This is a genomic window from Kribbella sp. NBC_00482 (assembly GCF_036013725.1).
In the GTDB taxonomy this organism is placed as follows: domain Bacteria; phylum Actinomycetota; class Actinomycetes; order Propionibacteriales; family Kribbellaceae; genus Kribbella.
This window is the reverse complement of record NZ_CP107881.1, coordinates 682,084-696,162: the sequence shown is the minus strand read 5'-3', so window position 1 is coordinate 696,162 and position 14,079 is coordinate 682,084. Positions and strand designations below refer to the sequence as shown.

Below are 14,079 nucleotides of genomic sequence, written 5' to 3'. Positions count from 1 at the left end.
ACAACCAATCATGGAGGCAGTGCTATGCGAGCGGTCGTGTTCGAGGAGTTCGGCGGTCCCGAGGTACTGAAGGTGCAGGACGTCGAGGAGCCGCACGCAGGCCCCGGCCAGGTGCGGATCAAGGTGTGGGCGGCCGGGGTGAACCCGATCGACTTCAAGGTGCGCCGCGGCTGGACGAAGGGGTTCATCGACCCGGAGTTCCCGGCCGTCCCGGGGCTCGAGATCGCCGGCGTGGTCGACGAGGCCGGTGACGGCGCCGAGTTCGCGGTCGGCGACGAGGTGGTCGGCTGGTCCGACGGCGGCGCGTACGCCGAGTACGCGATCGGCGGGAACGTGGCGCGCAAGCCCGCGGGCGTGAGCTGGGAGCACGCGATCGGCGTACCGGTGGCCGGTGAGACCGCGCAGCGCGTGCTCGATCTGCTCGGCGTGAAGTCCGGCGAGACGATCCTGATCCATGGTGCTGCGGGCGCGGTCGGTTCGGTCGCCGTACAGCTCGCGAAGACGGCCGGTCTGACCGTCGTCGGTACGGCGTCGCCCGCGAACCACGAGTACTTGCGCTCGCTCGGCGCGGTCCCGGTCGAGTACGGCGAAGGCCTGCTCGAGCGGGTGCGTGCGGCGGCTCCGGACGGCGTGGACGCGGTGTTCGACACCGCCGGCCAGGGTGGTCTGCAGGAGTCGATCGAGCTGCGCGGCGGCACCGAGCGGATCGTCACCATCGCGGACTACGCGGGGGCCCAGGCGCTCGGCGTCGAGATGTCCGGCGGTGGTGGGACCCCGGAGTCCATCCGGTCCGGCCTGGAGTCGCACTTGCAGGCGGCGGTGGACGGCACGCTGAGGCCCCGGATCGCCCAGACCTTCGAGCTCGCGGACGCGGCCAAGGCCCAGGAACTGAGCGAGTCCGGCCACGCCCGCGGCAAGATCGTCCTCAAGCCTTAGATGTAAGCGAACCGGGACGGCGGTGTCGGTACGTCGTCCACGCGCGGGTCCCAGCGATCCACGAACCGCACCCCGGCCGGGACCTCGACGCACTCCGTCGAGGTCCAGCCGCGGGTGAGGGTCGAGAAGTCCGGCACCTCCGGGTGGTAGTGCGGCTTCCCGGTACCGAGCTGGTCGCGGGCCATCGGCGCGCTCACCGCCTGGTACCGGAAGTCGGCCGACATCCGCAGCTGCTTCGTCCGGTTCGGCATCGCGCCGTGCACGGTCAGACTCCCGAACAGCAGCACATCGCCCGGCTGGTACGACGTCGTACGCCACTCCGGATGGTCCTCGTCCGCCTCGGCCCGCATCATCCCCGGCCCGTCGGACGCCTTCACCGGCAGTACGCCGAGCCGCGGAGACCCGGCCAGCACCCGCAACCCACCGATCTCCGGCGGCGCCGCACTCAACGGCAGCCACGTGGTGAGCGTGTCGACAGACCCCTGGATGAACCGGTAGTCCTGATGGATCGGGGTCGGATTCGCACCCGGCGACGGCGGCGCGATCCGGCAGATGTGCGCCGGATGTGCGAACGCCTCCTCACCCAGCAACCGGCCCGCGAGCTCCAGCAACTCCGGCCTCACGGCCAGCCGATGAAACGCCTCGGTGCTCTGGATCGCCGTATAGGCCCCGAAGAACCCCGCCGACCCTTCCTCCACGGCCCGCCCCGACGCGACCAGCTCCCGCGGATCCGCATCCCGCGCCAACCAGTCACTGTCGTAGAGGATCCGGGCCAACTGCTCGTGAACGTCCGCCACCACATCCCGCGGCAGCAACCCCCGGAAGAACAAGTAGCCATCACTCGCGAGCCGAGCTCGCAGCACGCCGGCGTCCTGCAGGTCGCCGTACGAGTCCGTCAGTTCCTTCACTTGTTATTTCCGATCTTGTCCATGGAGGTGGCGATGTCGGCGACGGGGACCTTGTCGAGGTACAGGTCGTTGACGGTCTTGTTGATCTCGGGGGACTTGGCGGTCCAGCCTTCGGCGATCGGGAGGTTGACGGTGCTGCCGGCGGCCGAGTCGAGGAACGGCTGGACGTCGATGCCCTTCTTCTTCCAGAACGCCTGGTAGCCGGCGCCCGCGTTGTTGAGGGCCGGGATGATGTACCCCGCGTCGCCCATCAGCCGCTGTGCCTTCTCCGAGCCGAGGAAGGCGACGAGCTTGCCGGCCTCGTCCGGGTGCTTCGTCTTCGCGAACATCGCCTCGGAGAGCCCGTTGATCACCACCGTCCGCCCGGCCGGGCCGGCCGGCATCGCCGCGACCCCGATCGGGAACTTCACCTCGGGCAGCGCGAACGGCAGCAGCGCGTTGTTCGCCGGGAACATCGCGACCTCACCGCGGTAGAACATCTCGGTCGCCTGCCCGGTCGGCGGGTTCGTCCGGGTGCCGTCCGGCGACACCTTCCACTTGAACACCAGGTCCCGCGCGAACTGCAGGGCCTCGACCGATTTCTGGTTCGCGAAGTCGAAGGCGCCGTACGGCTTGTCCATCGCGTGGCCGCCGTTCGACGCGATCCAGTTCAGCCACTGGGTCTGGCTGTGGTTCCACGAGCAGAAGCCCCACTGCTTGCTGCCGACGGTCAGCTTGCGCGCCACCTCGAGGAAGCTGCCCGAACCGTCCGGCGCCCAGGTGAGCTCGGCCGGCATCGTGACCCCGGCCTTCGCGACCAGGTCCTTGTTGTAGAGCAGCCCGACGATGCCCATGTCCTTCGGCATCCCCAGTTGCTTGTCCTCGAACTTGTACGACTGCACGACGTTCGGGTGGTACGAGTCGAGTTTCAGGCCGGCCTTGGAGATCAGGTCGTCGAGCGGCGCGAGAACGCCCTTGCTCGCGAAGTCCGGGAAGTAGTCGACGGTCAGCCAGAACACGTCCGGCGCCTTGCCGCTCGCGAGTTCGGTGGTCAGCTTGGTCCAGTACTGGTCCCACGGCAGCACCTCCATCCGGACGGTGATGTCCGGGTTCTGCTTGGTGAACTCCGCGAACACCGCCTTGTAGCCGACCTCCTGCTGCTCGTCCCACAGGCGGTACACGAGCTCGACCTTGCCGCCGCCGCTGCTCGCCTTGTCGTTCGACGAGCCGCACCCGGCCAGCGCGAGGACACTGCCCGCGCCGATCAGAAAAGTCCTCCTGGACAAAGACATGAGAGCCTCCGAATTACTTGAGCCCGGTGACCGCGACCGAGCGGACGATGAAGCGCTGGAAGACGATGAACAGCACCAGCAGCGGCGCCAGCGCGATCAGGCTGCCGGCCATCACGGCGTTGTAGTCGACGCCGATTTCCCCCTTGAACAAGGCGATCCCGACCGACAACAGCCGCTTGTCCTCGCTGCTGGTGATGATCAGCGGCCACAGGAAGCTGTTCCAGTTCGCCACCACCGCGAGGGTGGTGACGGTGACCAGGATCGGTTTCGACAACGGCAGCACGATCGACACCAGCGTCCGGACCCGCCCGGCGCCGTCGATCCGGGCCGCGTCCTCGAGATCCGCGGGGATCCCGCGGAAGAACTGGCGGAGCAGGAAGATCGCGTACGGCGTACCGAGCATCGTCGGCAGCATCAGACCGGCCCACGTGTCGACCAGGCCGAGCTTCTGCATCATCAGGTACAGCGGGATCATCGTGACCACCGGCGGCACCATCAGTGTCGACAAATACACCCAGAACAGCGCGTCCCGGCCAGGGAACGACAGCCGCGCGAAGGCGTACGCCGCCAGGACCGCGAACACCACCTGGCCGAGGGTGATCCCGGTCGTGACCAGTGCGGTGTTGACCAGGTAGCCGGCGAAGCCCGAGTTGAACAGTCGCTCGAAGGCCGCCGTACTCGGTGGCAGACCGGGCTCCCACGGCATCGTCTCCGACAGTTGCCCGGGGCCCTTGAAGGCGGTGAGCACGGTCAGGAAGTACGGGAAGATCGCGAACAGGCAGCCGGCCACCAGGACGGCGTACGTGAAGATGCGCAGTCTCATCCGGACACCTCGTAGGTCGTACGGCGTTCGAAGTAGACGAACTGGGAGATCGTCGCGACCAACACCACCGCGAACAGCAGCACCGAGATCGTCGACGCGTAGCCGAAGTCGAACTTGCGGAACGCCTCGTCGTAGATCAGGTACGTCGCCACCTCGGTGCTGTCACCGGGGCCGCCCTCGGTCATCACGAAGATCGTGTCGAAGGCTTGGAACGAGCCGATCACGTTGGTGATCAGCACGAACAGCATCGTCGGCCGTAGCAGCGGCAGCGTGATCGTGAAGAAGTGCGCGACCGGGGACGCGCCGTCCAGCGACGAGGCCTCGCGCAACGACCGCGGAATGTTCTGGAGGCCGGCCAGGAAGAACAGCATGTTGTACCCGGCGAACTGCCAGATGTGCACCGCCGCGACGCTCGGCATCGCCAGCACCGGCGACGACAGCCACGCCGGACCGTCGATCCCGAACACGCCCAGGAACTGGTTCAGGGCGCCCCGGCCCGGGTCGAAGATCCAGCTCCATACCAGGCCGAGTGCGACCGGCGTCGCCATCCACGGGATCACCAGCAGGGCCCGGAAGTACTTCATCCCGCGCAGCTTGCGGTCGACCAGGAGTGCCAGGAGCAGGCTCAGAATCGTTGTGCCGGGCACACAGATGATGACGTAGTACAGCGTGACCAGGAGCGAGTGCCAGACGTCGGAGTCGGTGAACAGCCTCTGGTAGTTGGCCAACCCGACGAATTCAGGTGTCGAGAGCAACTTCCAGTCGAACAGGCTGAGCACCAGCACGATCACGACCGGCGCCAGCAGGAAGCCGAGGACGCCGACCAGGCTCGGGGCCAGCAGGGCGTACGCCACAGCCGCCTGCCGCCCGCGGCCGATCCGGCGGGTACGCCGGGGCGCTCGCCTAAGCATCGGGATCCTTCAGCGGATGCGGGCGCGGCGAGCTCGGGACGAGCAGCTCGCGGGTGCGATCGAGCCCCCACCGGTCGAGCTCGCCGATCGGGTCGCTCGACATCCGCAGACCGGGACCCGTCGCGATGTGCTGCGCCCAGAGCTCGCGTTCCTGGACGTCGGGCCGCACGATCAGGCAGTCGGAGTCGTTCGCCCACCAGCGGCCGTGCAGGAACTCGCGCGCCACCGAGGTGGACCGCGCGCCGCGCTGACCGGGCTGGCTGATGTCGCCGGACGGCGGGTCGACCAACGGATCGGTGTCGGGCGAGATCCGCATGCAGTCGACGAGTCCGAGGCTCGGGAGGATCGGAGCGCCGCAGCCGTGCAGGATGCGGTTCGGCCCGACTGCCTCGCGCAGCAGCCGCATTCCGTGCCGGTACGCCGCGACGCCGTCGATCTGCTCGTGCCGCGGTCCGTCGATTGCCCCGGCGTACACGAAGTCGAGCTTGAAGTGGTCGTAACCCTGGCGGCACAGCTCGGTGAAGACGTCCTGGATGTGGTGCGCGGCGCCCGGGTGCGTCACGTCGAGAACCAGTTGCTCCTGGCCCCAGTTGGTGCCGGCGCTGATCCCGGGGACCAGCCACTCCGGGTGCTTGCGCGCTGTCTCGCTGCCGCTCGCGACCAGGAACGGTGCGACCCAGATACCTGCGCGACGACCGCTCGAACGGATGTCGGCGGCGAGCCGGACGGTCGACCCGAAGTCGTCACGCGGCGTGAGCCAGTCGCCGATCGCGGCCTGGTACCCCTCGTCGAGCAGGACCAGGTCGACGCTCAGGTCGTGCTGATCGAACTGGCGTACGTCGGTCATCACGTCGCGTTCGGTGACCTTGCCCCAGTACGCGTACCAGCTGCACCAGGACGGTCCGAACACGCGCACCGGCGGGGCACCGGCCGCGAAGGCGTCCGCCCAGTCGGCCAGCGCCTGATTGGGGTTGGCCTGCTTCGTTGCCGATTGCTGTACGGCGCCGTCGGCCGAGATAACCAGCCGATCGCCGTGGATGTCGGCACGGATCGACGGGACGTCGTCGGGATTGTTCGCCGCGATGATCGTGACCTCGCCGGCCGTCGCGACCGCGAGCAGACCCTCGCCCTGGAAGCGGCCGGCGTCCACACCGGGGCGGTACGCCATCACGTGATGATTCGGCGCCGTCGGACGCGGTGGACGCGCGTCGAGCCGGTACCAGCCGCTCGGGCTCCACGACTGCCATCCGTGCTCGAAGACCAGCGTGGAGGCGTCGTACTCGAGCTCTGCGACGGTGCTGAAAGGCACGGATCCCTCGTTTCCCCTAGAGTGCAGGATCTTGCTGACGTTCCGCTAATCTTGGGGTGCCTACGAGGAGATCCACCATGACGGAGCCTGCTGACTTCGAGCACGATCTTGCTACCCAGGTGCTCATCGAGCTGTACAGCGAGATCCCGCCGCCGAGCAAGTTGGTGACCGGCCACTTCCATAGCGGCGGCGACTATCGCGTCGTACGGCCGGATGGCGTTGGCAGCTGGTACCTGCTCTACACGGCGTCCGGTACCGGGCGTTACGTGATCGGCCAGAACACGCTGACGCTGCGGCACGGGGACGTCGTACTGGTGAGTCCTGGGACGCCGCACGACTACGGGACCGTCGGGACGTACTGGGAGTCTTGGTGGGCGCACTTCCAGCCGCGGCGCGAGTGGCATTCCTGGTTGTCGTTGCCGCAGGCAATGCCCGGACTGTCCTACGTGCGGTTGACCAGGTCGTCGGAGACGGACCGCGTGGTGTCCGCGTTCGATCGGCTGCACCGCGACGCGCAACGCGCCGGGCTGTCCCCGACCGGCGACACCGAGCTGCACCTGATGGAGAAGAGCGTCGCCACCGAGCTGACCATGAACGGCATCGAGGAGGTGCTGCTGACCGCGGTCGCGAGCCTGCGCCGGGAGACGCAGCACCTGGACGCCCGCGTGCACCTGGTGCTCGAGGCAATCACCGCCGACCCGGCCAGGCCGCACACTCTGACGTCACTGGCCGGGCTCGCGCAGGTGTCGGTGTCACGTCTCGCGCATTTGTTCAAGGAGCAGGTTGGGGACTCGATCATGAACGTCGTGCTCGCGCTCCGGCTACAGCGCGCGGCCGAGCTGCTCGGCGCCACCGACATGTCCGTTGCGCAGATCGCGGCGGCGGTCGGTTTCGACTCCCCGCACTACTTGAGCCGCCAGTTCGGCCGCCGGTACGGCATGTCACCGACGGCCCATCGCAGCGCGGTCAGGAAGCCGGAGCTAGAGCTATATTGAGCTCGGTCGCCGCCGCGTAGTCCGCCCCGCCGGCCAGTCCCACGAGCCGCACGTAGCGTGCCGTCGTACCTGCCGGGAAGCGGGCGATCTTCGCGTCGACCGTGCCGTCCCACGATCCCTTCGTCACCGACGTGAACGTGGTGCCGTCGGTGCTCGTCTGGACGTCGTACGACGAGATGCGGCCGTTCGGCACGTCGGCGTCCTGGCGCGGCGTGTAGACGAGCGCCTCGATCGCACGGGGTGTCTTCAGGTCGAGGGTGATGTACTGCGGGAGCGGGGCGTGCGGGCTCCAGTTCGAGTGCCACATGGTGGTGCAGCTGCCGTCGATCGCGGCGGATGCGCTGTACGCGGCCGACCCCTGGCTCGTTGCGGTTGCCGTCATCTCGTTCTGTGGCAACAGGGTCAGCGGGCCGAACGGTCCGTCGGCCGGTGGCGGCGTACCTGGGATCGCGGTCACCCGTCCGAGATCTGGTGCTTTGAGCAACGGATGGGTCCGCAGGTAGTTGAGGAAGACCTCTTGGCCCATCCGCGGCGCCCGGTCGAGAGCGGAGTACTGCTGGAACCCCGGATAGCCGTACTGCGTTCCGTGCAAGGGCATCGCTGCACTTGTCGTGACTCGGTAGGTCCTGTCGAGTTGTAGTGGTTTGCCGTTGATCAGGACCTTCGCCGGATCGACGCGGTCGCCGACGGGCCGACCGAGGTCGTAGGTGTAGCGGAAGTTGGCCGAGGTCGCGAGCGTGGACAGCCGGCTGCATCCGTACGCCGGCGGGATCCACTGCTGCTCCAGGACGGCCTCGACCGTCGAGCCCTTCATCGACAGCGTGGTGATCGGCGAGATCCCGGCGACCGGCCACGCCTCGCCGTACGTCACCGTTCCGGCTTCCAGCCCGGCGGCGATCACGTCGATGCCGAGATCGGCGGGTACGAGCGCGAAGTCGCCGTCGGCCTCTGCCTTGTAGAGGTCCGCGACCAGGTTGCCGGTGCGGCTCTCCGCGGTTCGCGCGAAGTCGAGGTCTCGATCCAGCTTGGTGAGCGGCTCCTGCTGCCGGGCCGTCCACTTGTCCATCCAGTACTTCACGATCTTCTGGATCCCGGGGTCCGGCGTGACGTCCTTGGTGACTGCGTGGTTGGCCGCCGTGGTTTTGGAGCGGATCACGTCACTGGTCGCCGGATCGAGCTCGAGGTTCACCTCGCCGAGGACGCGCCCGTGGTTGCTCGCCTCCAGGACCGGCCGCGGTACGCCGTTCGGGTCCGGGATCATGCAGTTGAACGCGGTGTGCCAGTGGCCGCCGAGGATCACGTCGATATCGGGGGACATCGCCCGGGCGGCGTCGAAGATCGGACCGGTCGGGTTCTTGCACTCGTCGTACAGGCCGCCCTGCTGACCGCCCTCGTGCATGCTGACCACGATCGCGTTCACGCCTTGGGCCTTCAGTTCGGCCGCGGCCCGGTTCGCCGCGTCGACGAGGCCCTGGAACTCGAACCCGGACCCCTCGATCGACAGCGTCTCGGTCGGCGTCCCCGGGAAGCCCAGCCCGATGAACCCGATCCGCTGCGAGCCGGCCTTCGCGATCCAGTACGGCGGGAGCACCGGGCGCTTCGTCCGCGGGTCGACGATGTTCGCCGCGTGGTACGCGTAGTCGGTGCCGTGGAAGTTCCGGCCCGTCGAGTCCTTGAAGCAGCTGTCGAAACCGGGCTTGCCGTAACAGGCGCCGGTGGTCATCCGGCGCAGGAACGGGAACTCGCGGTCGAACTCGTGGTTGCCCGCGACATCGAAGTCCATCCCGAACGCGTTGAGCACCTCGATGGTCGGCTCGTTCGCGAACGCCTGCGTGTAGTCGGGCCAGCCGCTGAACTGGTCACCCGAGCCGATCAGGAAGCTGTTCGGCTTCCGGAGCCGGTCGAGGTGAGCCTTCAGGTACCCGGCGCCGCCGACCTGCTGCGTGCCGGCCGGGCCGGCGATGGTCAGGTTCTCGGTCTCGGACAGGTAGCCGTGCAGGTCGGTCAGGCTGAGGATCTGCACCGGGATCGGTGCGGCGGCCTCGGCCGGTAGCGCGGTGGTTCCCACCACCAGGCCGAGAAGGGCGAGAACTGAGCTGATCCTGGTTTTGGTGGCCATCGGCTGCTCCTGTGCGGTCGGGCGGAACCTCGGTGCAACGTACTGGCCGCCGTACGCCGGAGGACATGGCCTCGAATGCTGACTTCCTGCACGATCCGGCTGACGCTTTTCTACAAGCGCATGGCGGAGGGGAACCGTACGGTCGGGGAAGAAAGGAGTTTCACGATGACTGGGTATCTGGCCGTGGCCGAGATCGACATCGACGCGCCGGCCGCGCGAGTGTGGAACATTCTGACGAGCCCGGACCAGCTGAAACAGCTGTGGTTCGGCGCCGAGGTAGAGACCGACTGGACGGTAGGCAGTCCGATCACCTGGACCGGCGAATACGAAGGCAAGTCCTACCAGGACAAGGGCGAAATCCTGGCCGTAGAACCCGAGCGCCTACTGAAATTCACCCACTTCAGCCCCCTGACAGGCCAACCCGACGTACCGGCCAACTACCACACCCTCACCTACACCCTCACCCCCAACACCCACCTGAAACTAACCCAAGACAACAACGCCTCCGAAGACGAAGCCAAGCACTCCCAAGCCATGTGGAAGCAGCTGGTGACAAAGGTCAAGGCCGCCGCCGAATCCTCCGACTAGCGGGTTGTTTGACCGCTGCCGGGTTACAGCACGCCAGCGGTCACATAACCCGCCACCGGCCCCGACCGAGCGATGGCCCGGCGGAGGGAGTCGAGGAGCGCCTTCGCCGTACTTGACGGCTCCGTCGAACTCGACGATCACGCCGTACTGCTCGAACAAGAAGTCGACGCGGGCGATGAGTACGCCGTGGTCGTCGCGGATCTCCGCCTGCGGCAGGGGAGCCGGCAGACCGAAATCCGTCATGGCTACTCGTAGCCACGACCGAGACCGCGACCGGATAGCTGGTTGCTCGTACGGTCTCGACGACGGCGCGCGCGGCGTGCGTCGCCCGTACGCCGTCCATCTCACACACCACGTCGACCGACGGCCGGGCAGCATGCTGGCACACTGCACGATCGGATCGACCGGTGCCGAGCAACCTGGTCACGTGTACCCGGCGCAGATCGAGCTCCGAGACCCGTACGCCGTGCAGCAGCAACGCCGACTGATGGCTCACCACAGCACGACCGTTCAACCGGTGGTACACCGCCCGTGCAGCACGCAGATGACGCCACACACCCTGCTCCCACGGCGGCATCGCCTCAACAACGGGACCACGCTCCGCGTAGGCACCGCGCGTGATTCGCACCCACCGCCCGGACGCGACGTGTCTGCGGAGATCCGCATCGGAGTACCCGGCAACAATCGCGTCCCGCCGCGAGAACCACCCACCGCGCCCCGCAGCCGCCACTTCCAGTTTGAGATTCATGCCCTAAGAACATGCCGCGAACCGCCTCCCTCGGACCGCCGTCTTTCGCATCTGTGGACAACAGCCGCTGGCGGGTTGTTGGTTCGCTGACCTGCTGCAACCCGCCAGTGGTGAAACAACCCGCTGGCGACTCAGTAATCTGGGCGCATGGGTGATGGTGTGGAGGTGGGTCGGCCGACTCGGGAGCGGGCTGCGGTGGGGGAGGACGGGCGGTCGCGGGATCGGAGGCGGCCGGCGGTTCCGGATCCGTTGCCGATGAGTGTGGTCGATGCGCACTGCCACCTCGATATCGCCGACGGCGAGGACGGGGACTGGCTGAGTCCGGCGGAGGCGATCCGGCTGGCCAAATCGGTCGGCGTCACGCGGATCGTCCAGGTGGGTTGCGATCTACCGGGCGCGGTGTGGGCGGTGGAGGCCGCCACGCAGCACCCGAACCTGATCGCCGGCGTCGCCCTGCATCCGAACGAGGCGCCGAAGCTGAAGGCAGCCGGTGAGCTGGAGAGTGCACTGGCCGAGATCGAGCGGCTCGCGGTGAGCAGCGACAAGGTCCGGGTGATCGGCGAGACCGGGCTCGACTACTTCCGTACCGGTGAGGACGGGCAGGCCGCGCAGCACGAGTCGTTCGCGGCGCACATCGAGCTGGCGAAGCGGCTGGGCAAGACGCTGATGATCCACGACCGCGACGCGCACGACGACATCCTGCGGATCCTCGATCGCGAAGGCGTGCCGGACCGGGTGGTGATGCACTGCTTCTCCGGCGACACCGAGTTCGCCCGCGAATGCACGAACCGCGGCGCGTACCTGAGCTTCGCCGGCGTCGTCACGTTCAAGAACGCCCAGTCCCTCCGCGACGCCCTGGCCGTCACCCCCCTCGACCGCATCCTCGTCGAAACCGACGCCCCGTACCTGACCCCGTCCCCGTACCGAGGCAAACCGAACGCGTCGTACCTCATCCCCCACACCGTCCGAAAAATGGCCGACGTCCTCAACATCTCGGTCCCCGAACTCTGCGCAGCCCTCAACAACAACGCCAACCAGGCTTTCGGAGGGCCTTGGTGACGGTTCGGATGCCGACCGTGAACGTTTTTGTGGGGCGTTGCGTGGGGTGGTTGGTGGGCGCAGTCTGGGGGCGTCGGCCTCGGCCGAGGCCGGCCTCGAGGGGAGGGGTCTCATGAGCGTTCTGATGACGCTGCGGGTGACTGGGGATCCGACGGCAGTGGAGAAGCTGGCCGCCGATGACGGTGCATTGTTCCAAGGGGTGGTGGCGGACGGGACCGGTCGCGGTCTGATTTCGCATCACTTCTACGGCAGCGAGACCGAGGTGCTGGTCGTCGACGAGTGGGACGACGAAGCCTCGTTCCAGGCCTTCTTCGAGAGGTCCGGGCCGCAGATCGAGCAGGTGATGGCCGCGGCCGGAGTGACCACGCAACCGACGATCGAGTTCTGGCGGCCTCTGGAGGTCGGCGACGACGTCGGGTGACGCCGCTGGTAGACAGGCGTCATGGAGTTCAGTGAGGTCGTGCGGCGGCGGCGGATGGTGCGGAATTTCGACCCGGATCGGGCGGTGCCGGACGAGGTTCGGGAGCGGATTCTCGGGAACGGGCTGCGGGCACCGTCCGGTGGGTTCAGTCAGGGGTGGGCGTTTCTGACCCTGGAGGGGGACGAGCGGGAGCGGTACTGGCGGATTGCGGCCGAGGATCCGGATCCTAAGTATGTTGAATGGGTCACAGGGCTGCGCCGGGCGCCGTTGCTGATTCTGGCCTTCGCGCACAAGGACGCCTACCTCGATCGGTACACCGAGGCGGACAAGGGCTGGACCGATCGGGACGAGGGTCGCTGGACCGCGCCGTACTGGTACGTCGACACCGGGATGGCGGTCCTGCTGATGTTGCAGACGGTCGTCGACGAAGGCCTGGGAGCCTGCTTTTTCGGGCCTCCTGCGGACAAGGTGGGTCGGTTGCTCAAGGAGTTCGGCGTACCCGAGGGGTTCGATCTGGTGGGGGTCCTGTCGGTCGGTCACCGGGCCCCGGACAAGCGCTCACCGTCGCTGAAAAGGGGGCGCCGGACGACCGCCGAAGTGGTGCATCGGGGGCAGTGGGGCAATCACACGGCGTGAGGGGCCCGTTACACCTTTTGACGACTCGCCGACCAGAGGATTGGCACTTCCGCGACTTCTTCGTTATGGTCCCGTGATGTTGGCCGGGATCGGGGAAGGTTCCGGGCACAGCACGCTCCTCGGCGTCGACCACAGGTTCCAGGCCTCCAGCCTGGCGCTCGCGGCCGGTGCCTGTGCTGGCCCACCCCGTGCCCGGGTAGCCCTACCTGGGAGCGTTAGTGCGTAAGTCCATCATCGTGGCCGTCGGTGCGACGGCTGCGTTCGCCGTCGCAGGCGGCTCCGTGGCGTATGCCGCGAAGAGCAAGACGGTCACTGTCTCCGTCGACGGCCAGGTGCGGAAGGTGCACACCTTCGGCTCCACCGTGGCAGACGCCCTGAAGGCCGAGAAAGTTCAGGTCGGTGAGCACGACGTCGTCGCGCCCGGCGTGGACTCGAAGCTGAAGGACGGCCAGGAGATCGCCGTGCAGTACGGGCGGCCGCTGACTGTCAACGCCGACGGCGCCAAGAAGGCCTACTGGACCACCGCCGACAGTGTGAACGAGGCGCTGGCCGATCTGGGTCTCCGCTACGACGGCGCCCAGCTGTCCACCAGCCGGAGCGCGCCGCTCGGCCGCCAGGGCCTGGAGCTGACTGTCACGACGCCGAAGACCGTGCAGATCGTGCACCTCGGCAAGACCGTGACGGTCAAGTCGCTGGCCGGCACCGTCGGGCAGGCCCTCACCGAGGCGAAGGTCCGCTGGGATTCCGACGACCGGATCACCCCGGCCGCCGCGACCCCGCTGAAGCTCGGCGTGAACACGATCGGTTTCGTGCAGGTCCTGCAGAAGACCGTCACCAAGACCGAGGCGGTTGCGCACGGCACCGACGAGACCAAGTCGGCGACGCTGGAAGTGGGCACCAAGAAGACCACGACCAAGGGCACCGACGGCTCCAAGACCGTCACGTACCTGTACACCTACCTGGACGGCAAGCTGTCGGCCACCAAGGTGGTCGGGTCGAAGGTGGTCGCCAAGGCGGTCGACGAGCAGGTCGCGGTCGGCACCAAGCCGAAGCCGGCGGAGCCGACCGAGACGACCACCTCGGAGACGGACGAGCCGACCAGCGGCAACACCGGCGCCTGGGACCGGATCGCCGAGTGCGAGTCGGGCGGCAACTGGTCGATCAACAGCGGCAACGGGTACTACGGCGGTCTGCAGTTCGACCACGGCACCTGGGCTGCCTACGGCGGTACGGCGTACGCCAACAACGCGAACGGTGCGTCGAAGGCGCAGCAGATCGCGATCGCGGAGAAGGTCAAGGCCGACCGCGGCGGCTACGGCGCATGGCCTGTCTGCGGCAAGCGCGCCTAGTGCAAG

Annotated in this window: 14 protein-coding genes and 1 pseudogene; 8 read left to right on the top strand and 7 right to left on the bottom strand. The window is 67.6% G+C overall.

Going from position 1 to position 14,079, the window contains the following annotated elements; translation table 11 throughout:
• Positions 1-24: 24 nt before the first annotated feature.
• Positions 25-936 (top strand): NADP-dependent oxidoreductase, encoded by a 912-nt coding sequence (locus OHB24_RS03475; RefSeq protein ID WP_327637466.1) that lies wholly within the window; start codon positions 25-27, stop codon positions 934-936.
• Here OHB24_RS03475 and OHB24_RS03470 read toward each other — a convergent pair.
• Genes OHB24_RS03470 through OHB24_RS03450 form a run of 5 tightly spaced genes read right to left on the bottom strand, consistent with a single transcriptional unit; the run spans position 933 to position 6,158 of the window.
• Entirely contained in the window at positions 933-1,844 is a 912-nt protein-coding gene (locus OHB24_RS03470; RefSeq protein WP_327637465.1) for a phytanoyl-CoA dioxygenase family protein, read from the bottom strand. The two genes, OHB24_RS03475 and OHB24_RS03470, sit on opposite strands and share 4 nt — an antisense overlap.
• Entirely contained in the window at positions 1,841-3,115 is a 1,275-nt protein-coding gene (locus OHB24_RS03465; protein ID WP_327637464.1) for an ABC transporter substrate-binding protein, read from the bottom strand. The genes OHB24_RS03470 and OHB24_RS03465 overlap by 4 nt, the downstream gene beginning before the upstream one ends.
• A gap of 13 nt (positions 3,116-3,128) precedes the next feature.
• Positions 3,129-3,938: a carbohydrate ABC transporter permease gene (locus OHB24_RS03460; RefSeq protein WP_327637463.1), complete on the bottom strand. Its 810-nt coding sequence runs from the start codon at positions 3,936-3,938 to the stop codon at positions 3,129-3,131.
• Positions 3,935-4,849, bottom strand: coding sequence for a carbohydrate ABC transporter permease (locus OHB24_RS03455; RefSeq protein WP_327637462.1), 915 nt, complete (start codon positions 4,847-4,849; stop codon positions 3,935-3,937). The genes OHB24_RS03460 and OHB24_RS03455 overlap by 4 nt, the downstream gene beginning before the upstream one ends.
• On the bottom strand, positions 4,842-6,158 hold the full coding sequence (locus OHB24_RS03450) for a glycoside hydrolase family 36 protein (protein WP_327637461.1): 1,317 nt from the start codon (positions 6,156-6,158) through the stop codon (positions 4,842-4,844). Before OHB24_RS03450 ends, OHB24_RS03455 begins: the two co-directional genes overlap by 8 nt.
• 77 nt (positions 6,159-6,235) lie before the next feature.
• On the opposite strand from OHB24_RS03450, the gene OHB24_RS03445 reads away from it, so the two are divergent.
• Positions 6,236-7,153, top strand: coding sequence for a helix-turn-helix domain-containing protein (locus tag OHB24_RS03445; protein ID WP_327637460.1), 918 nt, complete (start codon positions 6,236-6,238; stop codon positions 7,151-7,153).
• On the opposite strand, the gene OHB24_RS03440 is transcribed toward OHB24_RS03445, so the two are convergent.
• Positions 7,125-9,272, bottom strand: a complete 2,148-nt coding sequence (locus OHB24_RS03440; protein WP_327637459.1) for a discoidin domain-containing protein — start codon at positions 9,270-9,272, stop codon at positions 7,125-7,127. The two genes, OHB24_RS03445 and OHB24_RS03440, sit on opposite strands and share 29 nt — an antisense overlap.
• Before the next feature lie 165 nt (positions 9,273-9,437).
• Between OHB24_RS03440 and OHB24_RS03435 the strand changes: the two genes are divergently transcribed.
• Complete coding sequence (locus tag OHB24_RS03435; protein ID WP_327637458.1) at positions 9,438-9,860, top strand: SRPBCC family protein; 423 nt, start codon at positions 9,438-9,440, stop codon at positions 9,858-9,860.
• 72 nt (positions 9,861-9,932) lie between these two features.
• Positions 9,933-10,115, top strand: a complete 183-nt coding sequence (locus OHB24_RS03430) for a hypothetical protein (protein ID WP_327637457.1) — start codon at positions 9,933-9,935, stop codon at positions 10,113-10,115.
• Between the two features lie 358 nt (positions 10,116-10,473).
• On the opposite strand, the pseudogene OHB24_RS43260 reads toward OHB24_RS03430, so the two are convergent.
• Positions 10,474-10,608 (bottom strand): annotated as a pseudogene (locus OHB24_RS43260) (type IV toxin-antitoxin system AbiEi family antitoxin domain-containing protein); the annotation flags it as partial.
• 147 nt (positions 10,609-10,755) lie between these two features.
• Between OHB24_RS43260 and OHB24_RS03425 the strand changes: the two are divergent.
• The 4 genes from OHB24_RS03425 to OHB24_RS03410 all read left to right on the top strand — a co-directional run bounded on the left by OHB24_RS03425 (position 10,756) and on the right by OHB24_RS03410 (position 14,073).
• Complete coding sequence (locus tag OHB24_RS03425) at positions 10,756-11,667, top strand: TatD family hydrolase (protein WP_327637456.1); 912 nt, start codon at positions 10,756-10,758, stop codon at positions 11,665-11,667.
• Positions 11,668-11,779: 112 nt separating this feature from the next.
• Complete coding sequence (locus OHB24_RS03420) at positions 11,780-12,088, top strand: hypothetical protein (RefSeq protein WP_327637455.1); 309 nt, start codon at positions 11,780-11,782, stop codon at positions 12,086-12,088.
• Positions 12,089-12,109: 21 nt separating this feature from the next.
• A complete protein-coding gene (locus OHB24_RS03415) occupies positions 12,110-12,724 on the top strand; it encodes a nitroreductase family protein (protein WP_327637454.1) in 615 nt (204 codons plus the stop codon).
• 218 nt (positions 12,725-12,942) lie between these two features.
• On the top strand, positions 12,943-14,073 hold the full coding sequence (locus OHB24_RS03410) for a ubiquitin-like domain-containing protein (protein ID WP_327637453.1): 1,131 nt from the start codon (positions 12,943-12,945) through the stop codon (positions 14,071-14,073).
• Positions 14,074-14,079: the final 6 nt, after the last annotated feature.

Coding starts and splice junctions, on each gene's coding strand:
- OHB24_RS03440 (WP_327637459.1), bottom strand. CDS start 9,272: ATGGCCACCAAAACCAGGATCAGCTCAGTTCTCGCCCTTCTCGGCCTG.
- OHB24_RS03465 (WP_327637464.1), bottom strand. CDS start 3,115: ATGTCTTTGTCCAGGAGGACTTTTCTGATCGGCGCGGGCAGTGTCCTC.
- OHB24_RS03430 (WP_327637457.1), top strand. CDS start 9,933: ATGGCCCGGCGGAGGGAGTCGAGGAGCGCCTTCGCCGTACTTGACGGC.
- OHB24_RS03425 (WP_327637456.1), top strand. CDS start 10,756: ATGGGTGATGGTGTGGAGGTGGGTCGGCCGACTCGGGAGCGGGCTGCG.
- OHB24_RS03455 (WP_327637462.1), bottom strand. CDS start 4,849: ATGCTTAGGCGAGCGCCCCGGCGTACCCGCCGGATCGGCCGCGGGCGG.
- OHB24_RS03435 (WP_327637458.1), top strand. CDS start 9,438: ATGACTGGGTATCTGGCCGTGGCCGAGATCGACATCGACGCGCCGGCC.
- OHB24_RS03420 (WP_327637455.1), top strand. CDS start 11,780: ATGAGCGTTCTGATGACGCTGCGGGTGACTGGGGATCCGACGGCAGTG.
- OHB24_RS03415 (WP_327637454.1), top strand. CDS start 12,110: ATGGAGTTCAGTGAGGTCGTGCGGCGGCGGCGGATGGTGCGGAATTTC.
- OHB24_RS03460 (WP_327637463.1), bottom strand. CDS start 3,938: ATGAGACTGCGCATCTTCACGTACGCCGTCCTGGTGGCCGGCTGCCTG.
- OHB24_RS03475 (WP_327637466.1), top strand. CDS start 25: ATGCGAGCGGTCGTGTTCGAGGAGTTCGGCGGTCCCGAGGTACTGAAG.
- OHB24_RS03445 (WP_327637460.1), top strand. CDS start 6,236: ATGACGGAGCCTGCTGACTTCGAGCACGATCTTGCTACCCAGGTGCTC.